This is a genomic window from Arthrobacter sp. B6, from assembly GCF_001663775.1.
In the GTDB taxonomy this organism is placed as follows: Bacteria; Actinomycetota; Actinomycetes; order Actinomycetales; family Micrococcaceae; genus Arthrobacter.
Window position 1 is genome coordinate 697,869 of record NZ_KV467168.1, and the last position, 26,434, is coordinate 724,302.

The following is a 26,434-nucleotide window of genomic DNA, read 5'->3' on the forward strand; positions in this document are numbered from 1 at the left end:
CCTTCCCTTGGCGCTGTGACTGCTTCAGCGGGCCCCCGCCGTCAGGCGTCGATCCGCTCCCGGTCCAGGCTTGCTGCGCCAGCGATAATGAAGTCCTTCCGCGGTGCGACGTCAGAGCCCATCAGCAGGTCGAAAGTGTCCTCGGCCTGCTTGGCGTTTTCAATCCCCACCTTCCGCAAGGTCCGGTGCCGCGGATCCATGGTGGTTTCCGCCAGTTGCTCCGCATCCATTTCGCCCAGGCCCTTGTAGCGCTGGATGGGTTCCTTATAGCGTTTGCCCTCTTTGGCGAGCCGGTTCAGGAGAGTGTGCAGCTCGGCTTCCGAGTAGGTGTAAATCATCTCGTTGGCCTTCTGGCCGGCGTTGATCACTTCAACGCGGTGCAGCGGGGGAACAGCGGCGAAGACGCGCCCCTCATCAATCATCGGCCGCATGTAACGGAAGAACAGGGTCAGCAGGAGCGTGCGGATGTGGGCGCCGTCAACGTCCGCGTCCGTCATCAGGATGACCTTGCCGTAGCGGGCGGCGCTGATGTCGAAGCTGCGGCCCGACCCGGCACCCACCACCTGGATCAGGGCGGCGCACTCGGCGTTGGACAACATGTCCCCCACGGAGGCCTTCTGGACGTTGAGGATCTTCCCGCGGATGGGAAGCAGTGCCTGGAAGTCTGAGGACCGTGCCAGCTTGGCTGTTCCCAACGCAGAGTCGCCTTCGACGATAAACAGTTCGGAGCGGGCGACGTCGTCCGTGCGGCAGTCAGCAAGCTTGGTGGGCATCGAGGATGTCTCCAGCGCATTCTTGCGGCGCTGCGTTTCCTTGTGGACGCGGGCCGAAATGCGGGACTTCATCTCGCTGACGATCTTCTCGAGCAGCAGCGCCGACTGGGCCTTGTCATTACGGTTGGCGGAATTGAGCTTGGCGTTGATCTCCTGCTCCACCACCTTTGCCACAATGGCCCGCACGGCTGAGGTGCCGAGGATTTCCTTGGTCTGGCCCTCGAACTGGGGCTCGGCCAGGCGGACCGTCAAAACGGCGGTGAGGCCGGCGAAGATGTCGTCCTTCTCAATTTTGTCGTTTCCTGCTTTGAGCTTTCGGGCGTTGCTTTCAACCGCCTTGCGGAACGTCTTGACCAGCGCCTGTTCAAAGCCGGACTGGTGTGTCCCGCCCTTGGGGGTGGAGATGATGTTGACGAAGCTGCGGACCGTGCTGTCGTAGCCAATGCCCCAGCGCAGCGCCACGTCCACTTCGCAGTCGCGTTCAACCTCGGCCAGCTGGCTGTGGCCGCGCTCGTCCAGCACCGGCACGGTTTCCTTGAACTTGCCGGCCCCGTGCAGCCGCCAGATGTCGGTGACGGCCGGATCAGCGGCGAGGAAGTCGACGAACTCGGAGATGCCACCGTCATGGTGGAACACCTCCTCGTGCGGTCCGGCTTCGCCCGGAGTGCCGGCAAGGCGCCGCTCGTCGCGGACGGTCAGTTTGAGGCCCGGCACCAGGAACGAGGTCTGCCTGGCACGCGCGGCCAACTCCTCGTAGGAGAATTTGGCGTCCGGGGTGAAAATCTGGCGGTCCGCCCAGTAGCGGATGCGCGTCCCCGTAACCCCGCGTTTGGCTTTGCCCACAATGTCCAGGACCGAGTCTTCAATGAAGGGTTCAAACGTCGCGGCCGGATCGGACCTGGTCCCCTGGTCCTTGAACCTTCCAGGCTCGCCGCGCCGGAAGGACATCTTGTAGGTCTTCTGGCCACGGTCCACTTCCACGTCCAGCCTGGAGGACAGCGCGTTGACCACTGAAGCGCCCACGCCGTGCAGGCCGCCGGAGGCCGTGTAGGAGCCGCCGCCGAACTTTCCGCCGGCGTGCAGTTTGGTGAAGACAACCTCAACGCCGGACAGCCCGGTCTTGGGCTCGACGTCAACCGGGATGCCGCGGCCGTCGTCGTGGATCTCCACGGAGTTGTCGGCGTGCAGGATGATCTTTATGTCGTGGCCGAAACCGGCCAGTGCCTCGTCGACGGAGTTGTCGATGATCTCCCAGAGGCAGTGCATCAGGCCACGGGAGTCTGTGGAGCCGATGTACATGCCGGGCCGCTTGCGTACGGCCTCAAGGCCCTCCAGGACGGAGAGGTGCCGGGCGGTGTAATCAGAACTCGGTGCCACGGGTGTGAACTCCTTCAGTGACGGAACAGCAGGCGCTAAGGCGCCTTACCCAGCCTAGTCGCACCTGCGTCGAAGACCTGTTTCCCACGCCTGCCCAAAGCTGTGGGCGGGACCACTCGTTACCGTCCCGTTATGCGGGATACGGGTCTTGATCAAGTCTTGCGGATACGCGGACAGCGAACTTGCCCCATCCTTGCGATGGAATTGCTACGAATACTGGTTACATAGACATACAGATCTACTTAGGAGGCCGAAATGACAACAGCAGTGGCAGACCGCACACTCAACGCACTGGACCGGTGCGATCGTTGCGGAGCCCAGGCATATGTCCGGGTTGTACTCGAGTCCTCCGGCGGTGAGCTGCTTTTCTGCGGCCACCATGCCCGTGCCGTCGAGTCAACACTCAAGCCGTTGAGTTCCGACTGGCACGATGAGACGGGTCGCCTGCACGAGAAAGCGCCCGTAGCAATCGACTAGTCAGCAGAGAATCTTTCAGGACCCCTCCGGCGGAGGGGTCCTGATCCTTTTAACCCTGCCCTTTCTGAGCGCCTCTATAACCCTGCTGTGTCCAAGCAGATGCGGACACAAAGAAGCGGGCCGCGTAGCGTCCACGATCGGAAAGATCATGGGCGCCACGCGGCCCGCCTGCGTTTGCTGCCCGTTCTAGTCCAGGTAGTCCCGGAGAACCTGGGACCGTGAGGGGTGTCGCAGCTTGGACATCGTCTTTGATTCGATCTGGCGGATCCGCTCACGCGTGACACCGTAGACCTTGCCGATTTCGTCTAAAGTCTTCGGCTGTCCGTCGGTCAGACCGAACCGCATGGCCACTACGCCGGCTTCGCGCTCCGAGAGGGTGTCCAGCACCGAGTGCAGCTGCTCCTGGAGCAGCGTGAAGCTGACGGCATCCGCGGGAACCACGGCCTCGGAGTCCTCAATGAGGTCGCCGAACTCTGAATCGCCGTCCTCGCCAAGCGGGGTGTGCAGCGAGATGGGCTCGCGGCCGTACTTCTGGACCTCTACAACCTTTTCCGGGGTCATATCGAGTTCCAGCGCCAGCTCCTCCGGCGTGGGTTCGCGCCCCAGGTCCTGGAGCATCTGGCGCTGGACGCGGGCCAGTTTATTGATGACTTCGACCATGTGCACGGGAATGCGGATGGTGCGGGCCTGGTCAGCCATGGCTCGGGTGATGGCCTGGCGGATCCACCACGTAGCGTAGGTCGAGAACTTGAATCCCTTGGTGTAGTCGAATTTCTCGACCGCACGGATCAGGCCCAGGTTGCCTTCCTGGATCAGGTCCAGGAACAGCATTCCGCGGCCGGTGTACCGCTTGGCCAGGGAGACCACGAGGCGGAGGTTGGCCTCCAGCAGGTGGTTCTTGGCCCGTTTGCCGTCGTGGATGACGAATTCCAGCTCGCGCCGGAACTTCGGGTCCATGGTGCCGTCATCGGCGTTGATCTTTTCTTCGGCGAAAAGTCCGGCTTCGATCCGGAGCGCAAGGTCCACTTCCTGCTCGGCGTTGAGCAGCGCAACCTTGCCGATCTGCTTCAGGTAGTCCTTGACGGGGTCGGCGGTGGCACCGGCGGACATGACCTGCTGGACGGGAGCGTCATCGTCGTCGGCGTCGGAGTAGACGAAACCCTTACCGGTGGCAGCTGTTGCTTCCTTGGCGGCGTTGATATCACCGTCATCGATGGCGTCCGGGCCGTCCAGGACGATGTCGTCAAGGTCTTCCTCGACGTCGTCCTCGTCGTCCCCGTTCGCTGACTTTCCAGCCGCTTCGGCAGCGGCCTTTGCGCCGGGCTTGGGCCCGCGCTTTTTGGGTTCGGGCTTGCCATCCCCATCACCGGCGGTGGCATCCTTGACAGCTTTGTTTGCTGCCCGCGTGGCTGCACGCTTGGCATTCGTTGCAGCCTGCTTCTCCTCAAGGGACAAGTCGTCCTGGGCGGCGGGTTCCTTCTTCGCGGAAGACGGGGTCACAGAAAACCTTTCTAGCGGCGGTCTGTGGAATCACCATACGGGCAACACCACTATGACCCTGTCAAGTCCGTGATGAACATCAGGTGCAACCACGGCCGGCAGAGTCTTTAAGTAGAACTGCCAGAGTGGCTGTAATGTTCCCGTAAAGGCTGCCATTACGTGCACCAGATTCACGGACCCAACCGGGTCTCGGCATCCATTGTCTCATGGTTTTCCCAAACATGGCCGCAGGCCGTCGCCTGCTCGGTGTCAGGCGGCGTCGGTCCCAAACTTCTGCCAGGCGGCCTCCTTCCGGGCAGCCCACCCGCAAAGAGTCCCCCTCCGCACAAGTTCGAGCAGGAGCTCCGCCAGCCGGTACCCTGGTTCCTCCTCCAGTGCCTGCCCCAGATGCGCTGCAGCATATGAGCCACGTCCGCGGCACCACGAGATCCAGCCTCTTCCCGCCAGCGCTGCAGCCCCTGCGGGTCCGCCCGCGACAGCCAACTGCTCCAGGACACGGTCCAGGTTGTCCAGGCAGGCCCAGTCGGGCAGCGGCGGCTCCAGGCCCAGCAGGACCTCGCCGTATCCAGGCATCTTGGACTCCTTGCCGGGGACAGCACCGGACCTGACAGGTCCGGTGCTGGACGCAGCGTCCTGAAGGCCGGCGGACGGCGGACGCACCGGCGCCAGCCGGCACCCGGCGTCGAAGATTCCGAAGTGTTCCGCACCGGCGGTTGCGGCCGCCCTGCCCGCGGCGGCCATCACCAGGACCGCATCGCGCCAGGCCGGCACCCGCAGTGTTGCCCGGATGAAGCCATGGCCAATGGCGTCTGCCGGACACTCCCCGGAAAGCAACAGCAGCTCCCAAAAATCAAGGAGCGCGTCGAACTGTGCCCTGCTGCCCCGGCGGGGATCCAGCGGGACCATCCACGCCGCCTCCCCTGCCCGCAGCCGGGCTTTGGACTCTGCTGACATTGCGGCAGGCGCGGGCGCCTGGTCCTCAGGCGCCGGTCCCACGCTGCTGCCGCGGAAGACCATCTCCGCGTTGAGCCGGCTGTCGCGGATGTCGCTGGTGGGCCGGCCCGGCAGCGGGCAGCAGGACAGGTCCGTGCAGTAGGCGTCACGCCAGTACGAATCCCCCACGTACCAGGCATCCCGGACGGGCATGCAGCCAGTTCCAAGCACTGCCTGCAGCGATTCCAGCAGCCCCGTGTAGGTCTGCACGGCGCCCATGGATGCGTCCATCCAGCCCGCGTTGGTGAAGAACACCAGCAACGAGGCGTCTGCGTGCTGGTCGGCGCGCAAGTAGTCCCGCACGGTGCAGGCAAACCTTTTGGGGTCCGCAAGAACCTCGGGGCCGGGCAGGTCAAGGCGGAGTGTGGCCCCGAGGCGTTTACCCTGCAGCGTCATGGCCACCAGGCTGTCGGCTGGCCAATACCCAAGCGAATGCGGAATGAACCCAAGGATGTCCTCGGGACCTTGGACGGTGAGGTGTTCTGGAGGAGTCATGTCTCCAGCTTTGGGCACGACGCTGAGCCCTGTCAGCGCCTGGTTCCGCCATGTGCAAAACGTGCCTGTGGAGGAACAGAGTCAGTCATCGTCCGAGGGAATCCGCTGCTTCTTCCGGGCCAGGTTATCGCGCCGCTGCCGGGCGAGGGACCGCAGGAGCGGTGGAACAACAACTCCCTGTGCAGCCATTTGCCGGCGCACCTTCCGCCGGCAGGCCAGCGTCGCCGCGGCGCCGATCCCGATAAGCAGGAACTGGACGCACATGGCGATCCGGAAGGGTTCAAGACCGTAGAGCACGCCGTTGGAGAATCCGCTGGCGTAGAGGATGTCCAGGACCAGCCCGATCAGGAAAATCGCCACGAGGGCGGCGATGAACCCGCCGACGTTGACGATGCCCGTGGCGGTGCCGATCCGATGCGCCGGATTGAAGGTCCGGGCAAAATCGAAGCCGATCATCGAACCGGGCCCGCCGATGGCCAGGACCACAACCAGGCCGGCCAATAGCCACAGCGGCGAACGGCCGGGCATCAGCAGCACGGCTGCCCAGGCGGCCGCCGTCGCACCGGCGATGAGCAGGACCATTGTGGAGCGTCGGAGCGGGTGGCGGGACACAAAGCGGCCGATGAAGGGGCCGACGGCCATTGCCGCGGCGACGTAGAGCGCCATCAGGGCTGCGACAGTGCCGGCGTCCAGGCCCTGGCCGGAGATGAGGAACGGATAGCCCCAGGTCATGGCGAATACCGTGCCGCTGAACTGGATGGTGAAGTGGCTCCACATCCCCAGCCTGGTGCCGGGTTGGCGCCAGGCCCGCCCGAGCGAGGCTCCGGTTGCCTTCAGGCCCTGCTGTGACTGGGGCCGCGGGGTGCCCGGCGGGACATCCAGCAGGAACAGCAGGACCAGGACGACGGCGAGACCGGACATTCCGGACAGCATCAGGAACGCTGGGGTCCAGCCGGCGGAATGCAGGACCAGGGCAAACGGGACAACGCTGAACAGCTGTCCCAACTGGCCGGACATACCGGTCAGCTGTGTTACGAGGGGCACCCGCGCCGGGGCAAACCACAGCGGGATAAGGCGGATGACGGAGATGAAGGTCATGGCATCGCCTGCGCCCACCAGCACCCGACCCAGCACGCCGCCGGGGATGCTGTCGGCGAACGCAAGCTGGAGCTGCCCGAGGCCCATCAGGACAGCGCCACCGGCAATCATGGCCCGAGACCCGAACCGGTCCACCAGAACGCCCACCGGAATCTGGAGCCCGGCATAGACGAGGAGCTGGAGCACCGTGAAGAAGGAGATCGCGGAGGCACTCGCGTGGAATCTCTCCGTAGCCTCCAGGCCCACCACGCCGAACGAGGTCCGCTGCGAGACCGCCACCAGGTACGCGAAGATACCGATGGTCCAGATCAGCCAGGCGCGGGGTGCAGTCACTCCCCCATTATGCCCGTGCCGCCACGCCACCCGGGTGCTGGGGCCGCCAGGCGGACAGCACCGGGCCCCCTACTGGCCGGGGTTTTCGCGGGCGAGATAGGCCTCGACGGCGGCACCCAGCTCCTCGCCGTTGGGCAGTTTGTCGTTCTCATCCGCCAGCAGCGATCTGCGGACGGTTCCCTCGGCTTTCTCGTCGTAACGCGATTCGAGCCGGGAAACCACCTGCTGGACGTCCTCGGACGCATCGATCTGCTCGGCGATCTGCCGGCTGACTTCCCGGCCGGCTTCACGAAGCCGGTCAGTGGGCAGCATCAGGGACGTCGCCGCGCCCAGGTATTCCAGTCCGGCCACCGCGGCCGTGGGATATTCAGCCTCCGCAAGGTAGTGCGGAACGTGGATGACGTAGCCGGCAACGTTGCGCCCGGCCTCGACGAGCCGGAGTTCCAGGATGTGGCCGACAGCAGCGGGCACCTCCACGGTGGGCTTCCACACGGAGATGCCTTCGATCAGGTCCGGCCGGTTCCCGTGGACGGTAACGCCGACGGGTCGCGTGTGCGGAACCGGCATGGGAATGGAGTGGATCCACGTCACAAGGTTGACGTCCAGCTTTTCCGCAATGCCCACTACTGCGCGGGCGAAACGTTCCCACTGAAGGTCCGGTTCAAAGCCCGCCAGCAGGAGGAAGGGATTACCCAGGCCGTCGGTCAGCTTGTACAGCGCAAGCCGCGGCTCCTGGTAATCCTGCAGGTGGTCTTCCACGAACGATACGTGCGGCCTGCGGGAACGGTAATCAATGAGTTGGTCGGCATCGAAAACCGCAACCGTCTCGGTGTCGAGGGTATCCAGCAGTTCCGCGTTGATCTGCTTAACCACATGGCCGGCATCGGCAAACCCGGTAAACCCCATCACCAGGTTCAGGCCCCGGAGCGCCGGGCTGTGGAACAGCTCGATGTTGCTCGCAAAGAGCGCATCGGGGTCCAGCAGGGAGCCGGAAATCCGTTCAAGCACGGCATGTTCCTTTCGTGGTTTCAGGTGGATACCTTGTACAACGCCACGGTCCACCGGGGCATTCCAGTTGTTGCTGTGTCGCAGCTCTCAAATGGTTCCGCTGCGGCGGCGCAGACGGGCTACGATCGGAACTGGCCTGCCGGACGGGCTTGCCGACGCCATGCGGAGTCCCAGGCCCCGCCGCAGCTTCTGTTTCCATGGCAGGACGCCAAACATGCATTCCTGCCCGAACGAACTTTCGAGAATTGAGGACTGATCCCCGTGGTCAAGAATACTGAAATCAAGCTTAGTACCCTCGCGCGGGACCTTAAAGGGGCCTCCAGTGACGCCGTCGTCATCGGGGTGGGACAGGGACCGGACGGGCCTGTCCTCCTCGAAAATCCGCTGACGGCCAAGTCCGCCGAAGCATTGGCCGACTCCCTCAAGGTCCTTGGCATCACAGGGGCGGCTGACCAGCTGGTCAGGCTCCCGGGCCTGCCTGAAACCGGTGCCGGTGTGCTGGTCCTCGCCGGAGTGGGCAAGGTAGGGGCAGACCGCATCCTCTCCGAAGAAGCGCTGCGCCGCGCCGCCGGCTCCGCGGTGCGGCAGCTTGCGGGCTTCACCACTGTGGTCCTGGCCCTCCCGACGGCGGGGGTCGCCGACGTCGCGGCCGTTGCGGAGGGTGCGGCCCTGGGGGCTTATGCCTTCACTGAGTACCGCTCCTCCAAGGATGGGATTAAGGACCCGGTCAGCAATGCTGTGATCTACACGGACGTTCCAGGCGGCCAGGAACTGCGCATGGCCCTGACGCGTGCGGGCCTGATCGGCAAAGCCGTTAATGCCACGCGGTCACTGGTTAATCAGCCGCCAAGCCACCTCTTCCCCGAGTCGTTCGCCGAGGCCGCCAAGGAGCTGTCCAAGGGACTGCCCGTCAAGGTGACCGTCTGGGACGAAAAACGCCTGGAAAAAGAAGGCTTCGGCGGCATCATGGGCGTAGGCAAGGGTTCCACCCGGCAGCCCCGCCTGGTCAAGGTCGAATACGCCCCCGCCAAGGCAACGACAAAGATCGCCCTTGTCGGGAAGGGGATCACGTTCGACACCGGCGGCATCTCCATCAAGCCGGCTTTGGGCATGGGGGACATGAAGAGCGACATGGCGGGCGCCGCCGTCGTTCTTAACAGTGTGCTGGCGATCGCCGCCCTGGGCCTGCCGGTGAAGGCGACCGCGTGGCTCTGCATCGCGGAAAACATGCCCTCTGGTGCCGCATCACGGCCCGCGGACGTACTGACGATGTTCGGCGGCAAGACCGTGGAGGTGCTGAACACCGACGCCGAGGGCCGCCTGGTCATGGCGGACGGCATCGTCGCCGCGAGCCGTGAATACCCGGATGCGATCATCGACGTCGCGACTCTCACCGGTGCGCAGCTCATCGCCCTTGGCAACCGTACGGCCGGCGTCATGGGATCGGACAGCGTCACCGGCCCGTTGAAGGCCGCCGCGGACCGTGCGGGTGAGCTGGTCTGGCCCATGCCCCTGCCTGAGGAGCTGCGTCCCAGCCTGGACTCCCAGGTCGCCGACCTGGCCAACATCGGCGAAAGGCACGGCGGCATGATGACGGCCGCCGTTTTCCTGCGCGAGTTTGTGGGTAAGGGCAAGGACGGGGAGCAGATCCCCTGGGCGCATGTAGACATCGCCGGCCCATCCTTCAACAACGGAAGCCCCTATGGCTACACCCACAAACAGGGCACGGGCTGCACGGTCCGCACCCTGGTGGCCTATGTGGAGGACCTCCTGGCCGCGGCTGCCTGATCACCTTCCGTGACCTGTTACGCGGCTTTGTGACAACACAGTGAATGCTTGGACACAAAGCCGCGTGACACTCACCACAAGCCCTCCACAAACGCGGTGGCAAGGTGGAGCATGGATAAGTGGTTCGCTAAGGTGAACCACGGTAGTCACAAATGAAAGAGAACCTGCCTGCTGGCATAATCACGGCAGTACAAGTTCCAAGACCAGATGATGCGTACGCTCGCGTCATCGTTCACGCGAGGGAGCGTCTAAGTGGCCGATCAGGCAACTGCGCAAGAATTCGACATCCTGGTACTCGGTGGCGGCAGCGGCGGATACGCCACCGCCCTGCGGGCCGTACAGCTTGGCTTCACCGTCGGCCTCGTGGAGAAGGGAAAGCTGGGCGGCACCTGCCTCCACAACGGCTGTATCCCCACCAAGGCACTGCTGCACTCGGCCGAACTGGCCGACCACGCCCGCGACTCCGCCAAGTACGGCGTGAATGTCACCCTTGACGGCATCGACATCAACGCCGTCAACGCCTACAAGGACGGCATCGTCGCCGGCAAGTTCAAGGGCCTCCAGGGCCTGATCAAGTCCAAGGGCATCACCGTCATCGAAGGTGAAGGCAAGCTCCAGGGCACCGACACCGTGGTTGTGAACGGCACCGCCTACAAGGGCAAGAACATTGTCCTCGCCACGGGCTCCTACTCCCGTTCACTTCCGGGACTGGAAATCGGCGGGCGCGTCATCACCTCGGACGAAGCCCTGAAGATGGACACCATTCCCAAGAGCGCCATCGTGCTCGGCGGCGGCGTAATCGGCGTCGAATTCGCTTCCGTATGGAAGTCCTTCGGCGTCGACGTCACCATTGTTGAGGGCCTGCCCTCCCTGGTGCCGAACGAGGACACCGCAATCGTCAAGAACCTCGAGCGCGCCTTCAAGAAGCGCGGCATCAAGTTCTCCACCGGCATTTTCTTCCAGGGCGTCGAACAGAACGACTCCGGCGTCAAGGTCACCCTGGTGGACGGCCAGACGTTCGAAGCCGAGTACCTCCTGGTCGCCGTAGGCCGTGGCCCCGTCACCGCCAACCTCGGATACGAAGAAGCGGGCGTCACCATCGACCGCGGCTTTGTCATCACCAACGAGCGCCTCCACACCGGCGTCGGCAACGTCTACGCCGTGGGCGACATCGTTCCCGGCGTGCAGCTGGCACACCGCGGATACCAGCAGGGCATCTTTGTCGCCGAGGAGATCGCCGGCCTCAAGCCTGTCATCGTCGAGGACGTCAACATCCCCAAGGTCACCTACTGCGAACCTGAGATCGCGACCGTGGGCTACACGGAGAAGGCCGCCAAGGAAAAGTTCGGCGACGACCAGATCCAGATCCAGGAGTACAACCTCGCCGGCAACGGCAAGAGCTCCATCCTGGGCACCGGCGGCCTCGTCAAACTGGTACGCCAGAAGGACGGCCCCGTGGTGGGCGTCCACATGATCGGCTCCCGCATGGGTGAGCAGGTCGGTGAAGCCCAGCTGATCGTGAACTGGGAAGCCTACCCGGAGGATGTGGCCCAGCTGCTGCACGCCCACCCCACCCAGAATGAGGCGCTGGGCGAGGCCCACCTCGCACTGGCGGGCAAAGCCCTCCACGGCTAAGCAGCCCCGCAAGACAACAGGGCTTAGTGCACCGGGCATGATCCGCCGGGTGCACTAAGCTCGAACAAGCCAGCAATCATCCGCACAAAAAGATCAATAAGGAGAACGGGGACGACATGTCTGAATCCGTTAACTTGCCCGCCCTCGGTGAGAGCGTCACCGAAGGAACCGTCACCCGCTGGCTCAAGCAGGTAGGTGACCGGGTAGAGGTGGACGAGCCGCTGCTCGAGGTTTCCACCGACAAAGTAGACACTGAAATCCCCTCTCCGATAGCCGGCGTGATCGAAGAAATCCTCGTTGCCGAAGACGAGACCGCCGAAGTCGGCGCTCCCCTGGTCCGCATCGGTGACGGTTCCGGATCCGAGGCACCCGAGGCAGCAGCGCCGGCCGAAGAAGCTCCAGCCGCCCCTGCCGAGGAGGCGCCCGCAGAAGAGGCGCCCGCCCAGGAAGCACCGGCCCAGGAAGCACCCGCAGCAGAAGCTCCCGCGGCATCCGGCGGCGAAGGCCACGATGTCACCCTCCCGGCCCTCGGCGAAAGCGTCACCGAAGGCACTGTCACCCGCTGGCTTAAGGCAGTAGGCGACTCCGTCGAGGTGGACGAGCCCCTCCTCGAAGTATCCACCGACAAGGTGGACACCGAGATCCCCTCGCCCGTCGCGGGAACCCTGCAGGAAATCCGCGTCAACGAGGACGAAACCGCCGAGGTCGGCTCCGTGCTGGCCGTCATCGGTTCCGGTGCCGCTGCACCTGCGGCAGCGCCCGCCGCCGCACCCGCACCGGCCGCTGAGGCGAAAGCAGAAGCTCCGGCCGCCGCCGAGGCACCCAAGGCCGAGGCACCCAAGGCTGAGGCACCCAAGGCTGAAGCACCCAAGGCGGAGGCGCCGAAGGCTGAAGCTCCCAAGGCGGAAGCTCCGAAGGCTGAGGGCGCGGAAGAGTCGGCCCCCGAGGCAACAGGGGCCGAGTCAGGATATGTCACTCCCCTGGTCCGCAAGCTGGCGAACCAGCATGGCGTGGACATCTCCTCGCTGTCCGGTACCGGTGTTGGCGGCCGTATCCGCAAGCAGGACGTAATCGCCGCAGCAGAAGCCAAGTCTGCCCCCGCCACGGCTTCTGCCGCACCTGCAGCCTCCGGCGCTCCCGCCGGGCCGGCTGCCTCCTCGCTGCGCGGAACCACGCAGAAGGCTCCCCGCATCCGCCAGGTCATCGCCCGCCGCATGCGCGAGTCCCTTGAGGTCTCCACCCAGCTCACGCAGGTGCACGAAGTGGACATGACCAAGGTCGCCAAGCTGCGGCTGAAGGCCAAGAACTCCTTCCAGGCCCAGAACGGCGTCAAGCTCACCTTCCTGCCGTTCATCGCCAAGGCAGTTGCCGAGGCCCTCAAGCAGCACCCGAAGCTCAACGCTGCGTACGACGAGGACAAGCAGGAAATCACGTACCACAACGCCGAGCACCTGGCTATTGCCGTCGACACCGACAAGGGCCTCCTGGTCCCGGTCATCAACGACGCCGGCAACCTGAACCTGGCAGGCCTGGCAGGCAAGATCGCTGACGTCGCCGGCCGCACCCGCGACGGCAAGATCGGCCCGGACGAGCTGTCCGGCGGTACGTTCAGCATCACCAACATCGGATCGGTCGGCGCCCTCTTCGACACTCCGATCATCAACCAGCCGCAGGTGGGCATCCTGGGCACTGGCGCGATCGTCAAGCGTCCCGTGGTGGTGGCCGATGAGAACGGTGACGACTCAATCGCCATCCGCTCCATGATGTACCTGTCCCTTACGTACGACCACCGCCTGGTGGACGGTGCCGACGCGGGACGCTTCCTGCAGTCACTGAAGGCCCGCCTTGAAGAAGGCGCCTTCGAGGCTGACCTGGGCCTGTAGCTCCGGGTTCAGACCGTACGACGGCGGTGCACGCGCCGGTGGCAAACCACCGGAAGGCGGGCGCCGCCGTCGCGGTTTAACTGCAGGACCACCCACCCACCAAGGAGTTTTTGTCCAGATACGGCGAGTAAATGGTCGATTTGGGCGCCGTATGTGGACAAAAACTCCTTGGAGGCGCGACACACGGCACGGCCCGGCCAGCCTTACTACATGGTGTAGAAACGTCTGGCTAGACTGAAGCCATGATTATCGTCTACAACATCATGGTTTTCCTGCACATCGTTGGCGCCGCCATGATCGTCGGCATTTGGATCGGCAACATGAAGAAGCCCACGGTCCACCCCCGGCAGTTCGACGGCGCGGCACTTCAGCTCATCACTGGCATCGTGATGATGGGGCTGATTCCGGCCATGGACATGGATGCGAACTACTTCAAGCTGGGCATCAAGTTCGCGATCGCGCTGGCCGTCGCCGTGCTCGCTTTCATCGGACGCCGCAAGCACAAAAAGGGCGAGGACATCAGCAAGGGTCTGGCGCACAGTGTGGGCGGGCTCGCCCTTCTCAACGTGGCCATCGCCACTTTGTGGAACTGACCCCTCAACGTATAAATCACGACGGCGCCGCTCCCCTCGTCCGGGACCGGCGCCGTCGCTAGTTAATCCCGTTTGCCGGTCCTGGTGGACACCATCGGCGGTCACAATCCACTGAGAGCGGACAGTCCGTGCATGGGTACCCCGGAGTCCCTAGGATGGGAAACGGCGGGGCGCGGGCGGGAAGCCGGCCCCCGAATCGAATCTACGTTTGAGGAGTGGACATGGCAGCAACACGCACCGCACACACAGTATGGAATGGCGACCTATTTACAGGATCGGGTCAGACCACCCTGGACAGCTCAGGACTGGGCACCTTCGACGTCACCTGGAAGGCACGCACGGAAGCTGCCGAAGGCAAGACCAGCCCGGAAGAGCTGATCGCGGCCGCCCACGCAAGCTGCTTCTCGATGGCGTTCAGCAACATGCTCGCCCAGGCCGGGCACGCCCCGGAGGAGGTCCGCACCAAGGCAGACGTGACGTTCGTCCCCGGCACCGGCATCACCGGCAGCCACCTGACTGTGTCTGCCACGATCCCCGGCATCTCCGAAGAGGAGTTCCAGAAGATCGCAGGCGAGGCCAAGACGGGCTGCCCCGTATCGGGAGCGCTGGCCAGCATCGACATCACCCTGGATGCAACGCTGGAGTCCTGATCGAGGCAGTTGCGCTCTAGCGCCAGCAAAGAGAAGGCCCTGCCTGTCCCGGATGATCCGGGAGAGGCAGGGCCTTCTTGCATCCCCGGCCTATTGCGCCAGGGCGGGGCGTCAGTTCCCGTGCCGCCGCGCGGGCAAGGGAGCGGGCTTGAGCCGGCGGTACCCTTCGCGGAGGGGCGGGCGGTCCGTGGGAAGCTCCTGGATCATTTCCTTCAGTGCACCGATCCCGTATTCCAACTGGGGATCCCGGCCGGCCGCATAGGCGTGCGGCGGGTAGGCCACCTCGATGTCCGGTTCCACACCGTAGTTCTCGACACTCCAGCCCACACCGCCGCCGAACCAGGTGGCATACCGGGGCTGGGTCACCCCTGTGCCGTCCGCGAGCGAGAACCTGTTGTCAATCCCCACGACCCCGCCCCAGGTGCGCGTCCCGATCACCGGGCCGATGCCGCGGAGCTTCGAGACCTGGGTAATGATGTCGCCGTCGGACCCGGCAAATTCATCAGCGAGGACAATTACCGGCCCGCGCGGGGCGTGATGCGGGTACGTCCGGGGCGCTTCCCCGCGGGGCATGCTCCAGCCGGTGACCTTGCGGCCGATCAGTTCAGCAACCAGCTGGGAGGTGTGCCCGCCGCGGTTGCGCCTGACATCCACGATCAGGCCGTCCAACGCGGTCTCCGTATCGAGGTCCCGGTGCAGCTGTGCCCAGCCGTTGGCCATCATGTCCGGAATATGCAGGTAACCGAACGTACCGCCAGAGGCCTCGCGCACAGTACGCCTGTTCGCGGCCACCCATTCCTGGTAGCGCAGGCGCTCCTCGTCCTTCACCGGGACCACCGCGATGCGCCGCTGGAGGCCGGCAGCCGGGCCGTGGCCGGGACCGTTGCTGAGTGTGAGCTCCACAGCGCGGCCCGCAGCGCCCACCAGCTGCATGGCAGGCGTAACAGTGGCAGACAGCGGGACACCGTCAACGGCCAGCAGGAGGTCCCCTGCCTTGGCGCCGGCGCCTGGTCGTGTGAGCGGGGACGTCGCCAGCGGATCGGAGGACTCGCCTGCCAGGATCCGGGTGATCTCCCAGCCAGCGGCCGTGAAGGCAAGATCGGCACCCAGGCGTCCCTGCCCGTTACTGCCGTTCTCCGTCACCGCGGCCGGCCGGACGTAGGCGTGTGACGTGCCGAGCTCGCCGTGGAGTTCCCACAACAGGTCCACAAGATCGTCATGGGAGCCCAACCGTTCCACGATGGGACGGTAGCGCTGATAAACGGAATCCCAGTCCTGGCCTGCCATGTCCTCGGCCCAGAAGAAATCGCGCTGCAGCCGCCAGGCTTCGTCGAACGCCTGGCCCCAGACGCTGAGCGGGTGCATCATCACGCGGATACGGCCCAGGTCAACCTTCACCAGCTGCCCGGAATCCTCGTCGGCCTTCGCACCCGACGGGACCACGCTGACCTTCTTATCGTGGAGCAGGACTACCTTCCTGGCGTCTCCCGAGAGGCGGTAGCTGTCCAGGGCGTCCACCAGCGTCACCGTCTTCCGCCGCGCAAGGTCGAAACGTACCAGGCTGGGCGGCGCGTCCTTGTCCTCGTGGCTGGCCTTGCCGTCGCCGGTGACACCGGCGAGTGCCGAGTCGAGCCAGAGCAGGCCGCCGTCCGTCGCCTGGAGCGAGGAGTAGTTGCCCTGCGGAACCGGCACACCGATGACCCGGTGCGCCAGGCCTTCTGCGTCAACCCGTACTTCCGGTGCGGCGGTGGTGTCCTGCGGGCCGGCCTCAGGTTCCCCGGAGGATTCACCGCTTCCACCCGAGCCGTCCAGGTCAACGGCGGGACCGAACGGGGATGGCGTGTCGGCTGCCAGGGCCACCAGGTAGGGCTTGATGGGGCTGGGGAACGACAGGTCGAACGAATGGCCGTCGTACACCGGGTCGAAGCTGCGGTTGGAGAGGAAGGCGAGGAACTTTCCGTCCGGGGTGAAGCTGGGTGACTTGTCGCAGAACCGTCCGTCGGTGACATCAACCACCGCTGGGTCCTTGCCTCCGGCCTGGACGAGCCGGAGCCTGCTGCGTGAACCGAACGAGGTGACAGGTTCGGACCAGGCCAGCCAGCGGGAATCCGCCGACCAGCTCAATTCCGAGATAGTCCCTTCACCGATGCTGGCCACGAGGGAAAGTTCGCCGGTGCCGGTATCCGCGAGATATACGTCGCCGAAGGACGTACCCAGTGCAAGCCATTTGCCGTCCGGGCTTGCTTCCAAGGAGCTGGCACGCGATGGCCTGGAGAACCCGATGCGCCTGGGCGCGGTCCCCGTGTGGGCTGTTGCGGCCGCGTCGTCCGTGACCGGGGCGACGTCGGCCCGGGAATCATCGCCCACCGGCGCCTCGTTCGGCGTCGCGGCGACGGCGATGCCTGCTGCCGGCACTGGCCGTGGCAGCGCCGCCGCGGATTCAGAGGCGGCAGCGTCGGCTGATGCGGCCACGGGCACAGGCACAGGCACCACGTTGGCTGCCGCGGCAACGCCTGGCACCTGCCCGGCGATCTCCGTGATGTACAGGGCCTCAGCGCCGTCGTGATCGGCGATGTAGGCGAGCCGGCCGCCGTCGAGGGGCCTGGGGAGCCGTGCCCGGACCCCGGGGGTTGCCTCAATCACGCGGGAGGGACCGTCCTTGTGCCGGATCCAGTGGATGGTGCCGTGGGCCTCCACAGCGCTGGCGGAGCCAGTGGCATCGGGAATGACGGCGCCGAGGTGCTTCTCTGCCTTCAGCAGGCCCGGGCGCCGGGACTGGGAGGCCGAGCCGAGGGAGATGTCCAACCGCACTGCATCGGAACGCAGGTCGTGAAGGACCCAGAGTTCACCCGCGGACTCGAAGACGATCCGCCGCCCGTCGGAGGCTGCATGCCGGACGTAGAAGTCCTCGTGGTCGGTGTGGCGGCGCAGGTCGCCGCCTCCCGGCAGTACTGAGTACAGGTTTCCGAACCCTTCATGGTCGGAGAGGAACGCGATCCGCCCGTCCACCCACATGGGGTCCGTCAGGTTGCCGTCCAGCTCCGGGACGAGGCGTTCGAACTCGCCGTTGCCGTCGGAATCGATCCAGAGCTTTCCTGCTGTGCCCCCGCGGTAGCGCTTCCACCAGGCAGGCTCCCGCGACAGGACGCTGGCGAGGACCACAGGGCGTTCGTCACCGATTTCCGGGCCGAAGGCAACAGATTCCACCGGGCCGAACGGCAGTTCCTCAGCCCAGCCGCCGTCAACCGGAACGCTATAGGCGTAGGTGTGCCGGCTCTCCGCCTGGCGGAACGCGCTGGTGACCAGCACGGCGCCGCCGGCGGTAAATCCCTTGACTCGAGTGCTGGCATGGCCGAAATACGTCAGCTGACGATAGCCTCCGCCGTCAACCTCCGCGGTCACCACCTCCGGTGCTGTCCCCTGGACGACGGTCCAGACCAGGCGCTTGCCGTCGGGCGTAAACCGGGGGTTGCGCGCGGGGAGCTGGAGGGAGGAGACCCGCCATGCCCGTCCTCCGCCAAGGGGCGCGATCCAGACGTCGTCCTCGGCCACAAAGGTGACCAGATCGCCGTGCACATGCGGGAATCGGAAGTAGCTCGAAGAGGTCATCGTTCGATCATAGTCAACCTTTCGGGCCCTCTGGCGGAGGTGCCCCCGGGCGCCGGGCATGGTGAGATGGATCATGCGCATCGTCATTGCCGGGGCCTCCGGGCTCATTGGAACCCACCTGTCCGAGGTCCTGCGGCACGCCGGCCATGAGGTGGTCATCCTTGTCCGGCGCGCGCCCGCTTCTGCAGCGGAAGTCGCCTGGGATCCGGCAGCGCGCCGACTCGACCCGGCAGCACTGGCCGGCAGCGACGCCGTGATCAACCTCGCAGGGGCAGGGATCGGCGACAGGCCGTGGACCCGCCGCCGGATTGCGGAACTGTTCCGGTCCCGTCTGGATGCCACCGGAACGCTGACGCAAACGATGCGGCAACTCGATATTCCGCCGCACACTTTCATCAGCCAGTCAGCATCGGGGTACTACGGCGACTCCGGGAGCACCCTGCTCAGGGAAGGCTCAACGGCCGGTACCGGCATCCTCTCAAGGCTGTGTGTCGAGTGGGAGGCGGCCGCACATGCGGCGCCTCCAGGCGTCCGGGTGGTGACTCCCCGCACAGGGGTAGTGTTCAGCCGTTCGGGAGGTGCCCTGGGCAGGCTGCTTCCCCTGCTCCGCTTCGGGGTCGGCGGACCGCTGGGCCACGGCAGGCAGTACTGGCCGTGGGTCACCCTGCCCGATGTCTCATCGGCGTTTCTGTTCCTGATCCGTTCACAGCACCAGGGACCGGTCAATGTCTGTGCCCCGGAAAGCGCGGACGTCAACTCCCTCATTGGCGCACTGGCGGCTGCATTGCACCGTCCGGCCGTCCTGCGTGTGCCGTCCCCGGCGCTGCGGCTGGTCATGGGGAAGCTTGCCGATGAGCTGCTGCTGCCCAGCCAGCGCATGGAGCCCTCCGTCCTGGCGGATGGCGGGTTCAACTGGCAGCACGCCTCAGTGGCGCGTGCCGCCGCCTGGATAGGTTCCTGACCTGCAGAGCCACACCGGGCAGCCGCTCCGGGCCTGTCGCCCCGTCACGGCCACGGCAGAATCTCGGTGATGCGCCACTTGCCCTCCACCGGAACGAGGACCAGCAGGAGCTGTTGCGGCGGGGCCGCGACACCCTTGGCCACCAGTGCACCCGAGCGGTCCTGTTCCTCGTAGGCTGACGCAGCCGAAGTGACAGCCACCACCGCCCTGTTCGCGTCACTGTCCGGATGGACGCGCACACCGGAGAGCATGCTCGTGAAACCAGCCAGGACATGACCCGACGAGCGGAGCGGTCCGCCGATCCGCTCGTCCGCGGCCGACGCCGGCGAACCTTGCACATTGACCTGGTCAAGCAGCTCCAGCCGTCCCGAACTTAAGGCCAGGGACCTCAGCGAGGCCAGGCCCCGGACAGCCTCACCCGGATCCGCCGAGCTGAGCTGGGCAGCAATGTCCCCAGGGATCCTGGCTTCGGGCCCTCCAGCGACCCGGCCGTCCTGGCTTTGGCGGCTGTCCGCACCGTCCGCCGGCAGGTGGTCCGTGACAACCGGCGTCGTGCCGCCCAACCACCAGGCGGCCGCCAGGACTGCAGCCAACGCCGCCAGGGAAATTATCCGCGCCCCGCCTGCCGTCCTGGCGCGTACGGCCAGGCCACGTGCGTCCCGCGAGCGCCCTGTCCGCGACCGGACGGCAGGGGCACGCGTTTCCCGGGCGGACTCCCGCGCCCCGTTGGCGTGCTTTCGGGAGGCACGGGAACCGCCACCGTGTCCGGGCTCCGCCGGACTGGCATGCCGCCCGGACCGGCCCGCCTTTTCTTGGTCTGTACTGCCTGGGTCTGCGTTGTCCGGGTCTGCGTTGTCCGGGTCTGTACTGCGGAACCGGAGCTGTGGTTCCGGCTCCCTCCCATCGCCCGGAAAGGGCATGACCTGCCTGGCTCCGACAACCCCGGACCATTTGGATGTGGACAGCCGCCTTCGCCAGGCCTGAAGTGATTCACGGAGCCCGGATCCCGAACGCTTGGGAACCGGTCGGCGTGTCAGTAGTTCCGGAAGCACGGTGGGATGCACGGATCCTGCCAGGTCAACAGGCAGCGGGGCGGCACTGCGGTAGATCGCAGCGGCCAATTCAACGGCCGTGGGCCTGCGGCGGCGGTCTTCGTTGAGGCCTGCTTCGAGGGCCTCGGCCAGCTCCTCCGGAACGTCGGGAAGGATCAGGGGCAGCGGCGGCCGGTCGGCAGTCCGGGCCGGGGCGTCGCCGGTGAGGCAGTACCAGCCCAACGCGGCAAGGGAATAGACGTCCCGCTCGGGCTGCAGGCCTGCCCGCACGGCATCCACCGGCGCCGGATCCATAAAGCCCCGGGTGCCGTGGCCGGGCACGGCGGCAACGTCCCCCACCATCCGTGCGAGGCCGACGTCGGCCAGCAAGGGTTTGCCGTGGCTGGTGAACAGGACATTGCCGGGCGATACGTCCGAGTGGGTGAAGCCCTTGGCGTGCAGATAACCCAGCACCTGCGCAATCGGCGTCAGTACCGTCACCGTCTCGCCGGTACTGAGTTTTCCACGGCTGGCCACCAACTGGGCCAGGGATCCGCCCGGCGCGAAATCCACGAGCAGGCCGAGTCCGTCGCAGGAGCCCACTGCAAGGCGGAGTACGTCATGGGCCTTAACGAGATGCTGGTGGTCCAGCGTCGACAGGATCCGGACTTCCCGTCGGACGTCACTCTCAGCCGTGGCGCCAGGCGCCGGGCCCGGTGGCGCGCCCCCTGGCAGGAAGCACTTCAGGGCGAAGTCCGTGCCAGTGCGTTCTTCAGTGACCAGCCAGACGGTGGAGCTGCCGCCCCGGCCCAGCTCGCGTCGCACGGTAAAGCCGGGTGCCTCCGGAAATGCAGAATCAGCCATGGCTTATGTCTAGCCGAATCCGGCCGTCGCTGCAGAAGTTATCCACAGGGGCGCCGGTTGGAGCGCGCCGGCATCCTCCGCGGGAGTGAGAGCTTGGACACTAAATCGGGAGCTACGCCGCCCGAGGTCTAAGCTGGATGCCATGACTCTTGAGTTTTCCACGCTGGGTCTTGCGCCGGATTTCGTAGATTACATGAAGGGCTGGGACATCCAGCGCGAACTCCATGACAAAGTCGTCGCTGCCGAGGCGCCCAGCACAGTCCTGGTCCTGGAACATGCCCCCGTTTATACGGCCGGCAAGCTGACAGAAGAGCACGAGCGCCCGTTGGACGGCACGCCCGTGGTGGCAGTGGACCGGGGCGGCAAGCTGACCTGGCACGGCCCCGGCCAGCTGATCGCCTATCCGATCCTCAAGCTGAAGAACCGCTCGGGCATCCGCGACTACGTTGAGCGGCTCGAAGCCGTCATGATCGCGGTCATGGCTGACTACGGCATCAACGCAGAGCGCATCAAGGGACGCGCCGGAGTGTGGATCAAGGCCGACAGCAAGGGCCCGGACCGGAAGATTGCCGCAATCGGGATCCGCGTCCTGGACGGGGTCACAATGCACGGGATCTCCATCAACTGCAACAATGATCTGGCACCCTATACCCAGATCATCGCCTGCGGCATTACCGACGCCGGCGTCACCACGATGTCAATCGAAGCCGGCAGGAACATTGCCCCGGGTGACATCGCGGACCGGCTCGTGGAGGAATTCCGCAAGCACGAAGAAGCACTCGTTTCAAGCCCCGAAGGAGCTCTACTGTGACACTGGCACCAGAAGGCCGGAAGATGCTGCGCATTGAGCAGCGAAACGCGGCCACTCCGGTGGAGCGCAAACCGGATTGGATCAAGGCCAAGGTCCAGATGGGCCCCGAGTTCGTCCAGCTCAAGAACCTGGTCAAGAAGGAAGGCCTGCACACCGTCTGTGAGGAGGCCGGCTGCCCCAACATCTTCGAATGTTGGGAAGACAAGGAAGCCACCTTCCTCATCGGCGGCTCCGAGTGCACCCGGCGCTGCGACTTCTGCCAGATCGACACCGGCAAGCCCTCCCCGGTGGACATGTTCGAACCCACCAAGGTGGCCCGCTCCGTGCAGGCCATGCAGCTGCGCTACGCCACCGTCACCGGCGTGGCCCGCGACGACCTCGCCGACGAAGGCGTCTGGCTCTACGCCGAGACGGTCCGTAAGATCCACGAGCTCAACCCGGGTACCGGCGTCGAGCTCCTGATCCCTGACTTCTCCGGCAAGCCCGAGCACATCGAGGCGATCTGCGACTCCAAGCCGGAGGTTTTCGCACATAACGTCGAAACCGTGCCGCGGATCTTCAAGCGCATCCGCCCGGCATTCCGGTACGACCGCTCGCTGGACGTCATCACGCAGGGACGGAACCTGGGCATGGTCACCAAGTCCAACCTGATCCTGGGGATGGGCGAAACCCGCGAAGAAATCTCCGAAGCCCTCCGGGACCTGCACGAGGCGGGCTGCGACCTGATCACCATCACCCAGTATCTGCGCCCGTCCGAACGGCATCTGCCGGTGGACCGCTGGGTCAAACCCCAGGAGTTTGTGGACCTCCAGGAGGAAGCGGCCGAGATCGGATTCCTGGGCGTTATGTCCGGTCCGCTGGTCCGCTCCTCCTACCGTGCCGGCCGCCTTTGGGCCACCGCGATGCGCAAGAAGGGCTGGGAAATCCCGGCCGAACTGGCCCACATCGAGAGCTCGGGCAGCACGCGCCAGGAAGCCAGCTCCCTTCTCGCAGCGCATTCCTGACCACACAGCTGTTGTGCCTGAGGGCCGGCGCCGGGCGTTCTCCGGCGTCCGGCCCTCAGGCATGGATCACGTAGAATTAAGGAACTATGGCGAAATCCCCTGATTCCAGCAATTCCACTCCGGCGGCCTCTGACGCCCCGAAGCGTGGCTTTTTCTCGCGCAAGCCAAAAGAACCAAAGGTCAAGAAGCCCAGCCGGCTCAAGCAGATCGGCGAAGTCTTCAACATGACCCGCCGCCATGACCCCATGGTCCCGTGGCTGATGCTGCTGGTGTTCCTGGGCGTTGTGGCCGTTAGCTTCCTGGTGGGCTTCTGGCTGGAAAACTGGATTACTGGCCTGATCATCGGTATTCCCCTCGGCCTGCTCGGCGCAACCCTGATCCTGTCCCGTCGTGCGGAACGGGCAGCCTTCGCCCAGATCGAGAACCAGCCGGGTGCCTCCGGTGCGGCTTTGGGAACCCTGAAGCGCGGCTGGATCACCGAGGACCAGCCCGTCGCCGTCAACCCGCGCACCCAGGATGCCGTGTTCCGCGCCATTGGCCGTCCGGGCGTCGTCCTGGTCAGCGAAGGACCGAGCCACCGCGTCAAGCCGCTGCTTGACGCTGAGCGCAAGCGCCTCGCCCGGATCCTGCCCAACGTCACGGTCCACGTGATTGAGAGTGGCCGCGGCGAAGGCCAGGTCCCCATCAGCCAGGTGGCCAAGAACATGGGCAAGCTGAAAAAGGAACTTACCAAGCTTGAGGTCAACGCTGTGTCGAAGCGGATTTCGTCACTGGGCAGCCGCCTCCCCATCCCCAAGGGAATCGACCCGTACAAGGCACGTCCCAACCGCGGACGCTAGGACTTATGGAGCCGTCCCGGTTCCGGCCAAGGCCGGCACCGGGGCGGCTTTCTTTTGGCAGCAACCCGCCGCAAAACGAACCGTGAGATTGGATCAAACCCCATGAAAATGCCGCTGAAAAGCGTTCTTATCCGGGCTTTCCGGATCCTGGCAATCGCCGAGGCCTTCAGCTGGGCTGCGCTGCTGGCAGGAATGTATTTCAAATGGATCGCCAGGACCAGCGAGCTGGGGGTTGAAATCGCAGGCCCCATTCACGGGGCTCTCTTCATCGGCTACGGCGTGGCCGCCCTCGCATTGTGGCGGTTCCAGCGCTGGCCGTTCACCGTCGCCCTTTTTGCCGGCGTGTCAGCCATCTTCCCGTTCGCGACGATTGCCTTTGACCGCTGGGCAGGCAAGCGCGGGTACCTCACCGAGCGTGCCGCCGAGCGCGCCGAAGCCAAGGAGCCAGCAGGGGTCTAGGGCCGCCGGCTACCTCCGGATCAGGACCGTATTCATGGCCTTGTCGTGAAGGCCGCGGTGGTCCGGGTCGAAGATCACGGCAGGAATCACCAGGCACAGGAGCAGTGCGCGCACCACGGCCGCCAGCGGACCTGCGGGGCCGCCGCCCAAACGCACCACCTGGATGCCCACCAGTCGGTGGCCGATGCTGTAGCCAAGGGTTCCAACCAGCAGCATCTGCTCCGCGGCAAAGACGGCGAGGTTGGCCCAGGCGTCGCCGCCGAAGATGAGGTTGCTGATGAGCAGGGCAATCCCCCAGTCCACGATGATCGCCACGATGCGACGCCCGGCCCGGGCGATGGAGCCTGGACCGGTCTCGGGCAAGCCGAGGCGCTCCCCCGGGTACTTCGAGATGCCCGATGTATCCGGTCCGCTGAGCCATGAGCCGATGTCTTTGCGATCTACCACCGTCCAAGCTTACCGACTCACCAACGTTCATACTGTGGAACCCGTTAGACCACTGTATGGACAAAGGATAGCGTTGCCATATCAGGGCATTCTGTAACCTGCCCGAAACAATGTGGACACGGCCGGGAAATGCCGTGTCCATAGGCTGAGTGCAGTTTCAAGCAATCCACCAAGCAGGGAAACTGTGTTTCCCTGCCCTTCGGATTGCGCTGGATCAGATGGCTTGCCAGCCAGATATTACATATGCGTTAGGAGCATAGATGTTCAAGAATGCGGACGAAGTCCTCAAGTTCATCAAGGACGAAGATATTAAATTCGTCGATATCCGCTTCACCGACCTCCCGGGCGTCCAGCAGCACTTCAACGTGCCTGCCAAGAGCGTTGACGCAGACTTCTTCGTCAACGGCCAGCTCTTCGACGGATCTTCCATCCGCGGCTTCCAGGGCATCGCCGAGTCGGACATGCAGCTGATCCCGGACGTAACCACCGCATTCCTGGACACTTTCCGCATGGAAAAGACCCTGGCTCTGAACTTCTCCATCGTGAACCCGCGCACCGGCGACCCCTACCACCGCGACCCGCGTGGCGTAGCTGAGAAGGCGGAAGCCTACCTTGCCTCCACCGGCATTGCGGACACCGCGTTCTTCGCCCCGGAAGCCGAGTTCTTCGTCTTCGACAACGTCCAGTACCAGTCCTCCCCGCAGGGCAGCTTCTACAAGATCGACTCTGAAGAAGCACACTGGAACACCGGCCGCGAAGAAGAAGGCGGAAACCTGGGCTACAAGACCCCCGTCAAGGGCGGTTACTTCCCGGTCTCCCCCACTGACAAGCAGGCTGACCTGCGTGACGCCATGTGCGTCGCCCTGGACGAGGCCGGCCTTGAGGTCGAGCGCAGCCACCACGAAGTCGGTTCCGCCGGCCAGGCTGAGATCAACTACAAGTTCACCACCCTGACCCACGCTGCCGATGACCTGCAGAAGTTCAAGTACGTCATCAAGAACACGGCCGACGCCTGGGGCAAGTCGGTAACCTTCATGCCGAAGCCGGTCTTCGGTGACAACGGCTCGGGCATGCACTGCCACCAGTCGCTGTGGAACGGTGGCGAGCCGCTGTTCTACGACGAGAAGGGCTACGCCGGCCTGTCCGACACCGCCCGCTGGTACATCGGCGGCCTGCTGAAGCACGCCGACGCCGTCCTGGCTTTCACCAACCCGACCGTGAACTCCTACCGCCGCCTGGTCAAGGGCTTCGAAGCTCCCGTAAACATGGTTTACTCGCAGGGCAACCGCTCCGCCGGTATCCGCATCCCTATCACGGGCACGAACCCCAAGGCCAAGCGCATCGAGTTCCGCGCGCCGGACCCCTCCTCCAACCCGTACCTGGCATTCGCTGCCCAGCTGATGGCCGGCATTGACGGTATCCGCAACCGGATCGAACCGCCCGCCCCGATCGACAAGGACCTCTACGAGCTCCCCGCCGAGGAAGCCAAGGACATCCCCAAGGCTCCGGGCACGCTCGAGGAAGCCCTGGAGGCCCTGGCCGCGGACAACGAGTTCCTGCAGGCCGGCGGCGTCTTCACCCAGGACCTGATCGACACCTGGATTGAGTACAAGTACGAGAACGAAATCCGTCCGCTCTCCCTCCGCCCGAACCCGTACGAGTTTGAGCTCTACTACGGCGTCTAGCTGGATCATCGGCTGAACAGGCATTAGTCAGCCACTAGGCCGCAGGAATCCGCATTCAATAAAGGCCGGTCCCAGGTTTCATTACCGGGGGCCGGCCTTTTGTTGCCCTGAAGGCGAGGCT

20 protein-coding genes are annotated in these 26,434 nt (G+C 65.1%); 12 read left to right on the forward strand and 8 right to left on the reverse strand.

Annotated elements, in window-relative coordinates; translation table 11 throughout:
- Positions 1-41: 41 nt before the first annotated feature.
- A complete protein-coding gene (locus AU175_RS02955) occupies positions 42-2,150 on the reverse strand; it encodes a DNA gyrase/topoisomerase IV subunit B (RefSeq protein ID WP_066285704.1) in 2,109 nt (702 codons plus the stop codon).
- A 255-nt stretch (positions 2,151-2,405) separates the two neighbouring features.
- On the opposite strand from AU175_RS02955, the gene AU175_RS02960 reads away from it, so the two are divergent.
- Positions 2,406-2,627 (forward strand): DUF7455 domain-containing protein, encoded by a 222-nt coding sequence (locus AU175_RS02960; protein WP_066285706.1) that lies wholly within the window; start codon positions 2,406-2,408, stop codon positions 2,625-2,627.
- A 186-nt stretch (positions 2,628-2,813) separates the two neighbouring features.
- Here the strand turns inward: AU175_RS02960 and AU175_RS02965 are convergent, their stop codons facing one another.
- The 4 genes from AU175_RS02965 to AU175_RS02980 form a co-directional block, all read right to left on the reverse strand.
- On the reverse strand, positions 2,814-4,127 hold the full coding sequence (locus tag AU175_RS02965; protein ID WP_066285707.1) for an RNA polymerase sigma factor: 1,314 nt from the start codon (positions 4,125-4,127) through the stop codon (positions 2,814-2,816).
- A 249-nt stretch (positions 4,128-4,376) separates the two neighbouring features.
- Positions 4,377-5,615 carry a DUF4192 domain-containing protein gene (locus AU175_RS02970; RefSeq protein ID WP_066285708.1) on the reverse strand — a complete coding sequence of 413 codons (1,239 nt, stop codon included), beginning with the start codon at positions 5,613-5,615 and terminating at the stop codon, positions 4,377-4,379.
- Positions 5,616-5,696: 81 nt separating this feature from the next.
- Positions 5,697-7,046, reverse strand: coding sequence for an MFS transporter (locus tag AU175_RS02975; protein ID WP_066285710.1), 1,350 nt, complete (start codon positions 7,044-7,046; stop codon positions 5,697-5,699).
- Between the two features lie 69 nt (positions 7,047-7,115).
- Positions 7,116-8,054, reverse strand: a complete 939-nt coding sequence (locus AU175_RS02980) for a proteasome assembly chaperone family protein (protein ID WP_066285712.1) — start codon at positions 8,052-8,054, stop codon at positions 7,116-7,118.
- A 261-nt stretch (positions 8,055-8,315) separates the two neighbouring features.
- Between AU175_RS02980 and AU175_RS02990 the strand changes: the two genes are divergently transcribed.
- From AU175_RS02990 to AU175_RS03010, 5 genes are all read left to right on the forward strand, one after another.
- A complete protein-coding gene (locus AU175_RS02990; protein ID WP_066285717.1) occupies positions 8,316-9,842 on the forward strand; it encodes a leucyl aminopeptidase in 1,527 nt (508 codons plus the stop codon).
- A 252-nt stretch (positions 9,843-10,094) separates the two neighbouring features.
- Positions 10,095-11,477 (forward strand): dihydrolipoyl dehydrogenase, encoded by a 1,383-nt coding sequence (gene lpdA, locus AU175_RS02995; RefSeq protein ID WP_066285719.1) that lies wholly within the window; start codon positions 10,095-10,097, stop codon positions 11,475-11,477.
- Positions 11,478-11,593: 116 nt separating this feature from the next.
- Entirely contained in the window at positions 11,594-13,360 is a 1,767-nt protein-coding gene (sucB, locus tag AU175_RS03000; RefSeq protein ID WP_066285721.1) for a 2-oxoglutarate dehydrogenase, E2 component, dihydrolipoamide succinyltransferase, read from the forward strand.
- Between the two features lie 242 nt (positions 13,361-13,602).
- Positions 13,603-13,953 carry a hypothetical protein gene (locus AU175_RS03005; RefSeq protein WP_066285722.1) on the forward strand — a complete coding sequence of 117 codons (351 nt, stop codon included), beginning with the start codon at positions 13,603-13,605 and terminating at the stop codon, positions 13,951-13,953.
- Positions 13,954-14,174: 221 nt separating this feature from the next.
- Positions 14,175-14,603, forward strand: a complete 429-nt coding sequence (locus AU175_RS03010; RefSeq protein WP_066285723.1) for an OsmC family protein — start codon at positions 14,175-14,177, stop codon at positions 14,601-14,603.
- Positions 14,604-14,714: 111 nt separating this feature from the next.
- Here the strand turns inward: AU175_RS03010 and AU175_RS03015 are convergent, their stop codons facing one another.
- Positions 14,715-18,212 carry a S41 family peptidase gene (locus AU175_RS03015; RefSeq protein WP_066290447.1) on the reverse strand — a complete coding sequence of 1,166 codons (3,498 nt, stop codon included), beginning with the start codon at positions 18,210-18,212 and terminating at the stop codon, positions 14,715-14,717.
- Between the two features lie 73 nt (positions 18,213-18,285).
- On the opposite strand from AU175_RS03015, the gene AU175_RS03020 reads away from it, so the two are divergent.
- Positions 18,286-19,173 (forward strand): TIGR01777 family oxidoreductase, encoded by an 888-nt coding sequence (locus AU175_RS03020; RefSeq protein WP_066285724.1) that lies wholly within the window; start codon positions 18,286-18,288, stop codon positions 19,171-19,173.
- A 44-nt stretch (positions 19,174-19,217) separates the two neighbouring features.
- Here the strand turns inward: AU175_RS03020 and AU175_RS03025 are convergent, their stop codons facing one another.
- On the reverse strand, positions 19,218-21,068 hold the full coding sequence (locus tag AU175_RS03025) for a serine/threonine-protein kinase (RefSeq protein WP_066285726.1): 1,851 nt from the start codon (positions 21,066-21,068) through the stop codon (positions 19,218-19,220).
- Between the two features lie 142 nt (positions 21,069-21,210).
- On the opposite strand from AU175_RS03025, the gene lipB reads away from it, so the two are divergent.
- From lipB to AU175_RS03045, 4 genes are all read left to right on the forward strand, one after another.
- Positions 21,211-21,879, forward strand: a complete 669-nt coding sequence (gene lipB, locus AU175_RS03030; RefSeq protein ID WP_066285728.1) for a lipoyl(octanoyl) transferase LipB — start codon at positions 21,211-21,213, stop codon at positions 21,877-21,879.
- Positions 21,876-22,883 (forward strand): lipoyl synthase, encoded by a 1,008-nt coding sequence (lipA, locus tag AU175_RS03035; RefSeq protein ID WP_066285729.1) that lies wholly within the window; start codon positions 21,876-21,878, stop codon positions 22,881-22,883. Before lipB ends, lipA begins: the two co-directional genes overlap by 4 nt.
- 86 nt (positions 22,884-22,969) lie before the next feature.
- Positions 22,970-23,722, forward strand: coding sequence for a DUF4191 domain-containing protein (locus AU175_RS03040; protein ID WP_066285732.1), 753 nt, complete (start codon positions 22,970-22,972; stop codon positions 23,720-23,722).
- 102 nt (positions 23,723-23,824) lie between these two features.
- Positions 23,825-24,181, forward strand: coding sequence for a DUF3817 domain-containing protein (locus AU175_RS03045; protein WP_442855270.1), 357 nt, complete (start codon positions 23,825-23,827; stop codon positions 24,179-24,181).
- 9 nt (positions 24,182-24,190) lie between these two features.
- Here AU175_RS03045 and AU175_RS03050 read toward each other — a convergent pair whose 3' ends face one another.
- Positions 24,191-24,628, reverse strand: coding sequence for an RDD family protein (locus AU175_RS03050; protein ID WP_066285734.1), 438 nt, complete (start codon positions 24,626-24,628; stop codon positions 24,191-24,193).
- A gap of 260 nt (positions 24,629-24,888) precedes the next feature.
- Here AU175_RS03050 and glnA point away from each other — a divergent pair, with 260 nt between their 5' ends.
- On the forward strand, positions 24,889-26,313 hold the full coding sequence (gene glnA, locus AU175_RS03055) for a type I glutamate--ammonia ligase (protein WP_066285736.1): 1,425 nt from the start codon (positions 24,889-24,891) through the stop codon (positions 26,311-26,313).
- Positions 26,314-26,434: the final 121 nt, after the last annotated feature.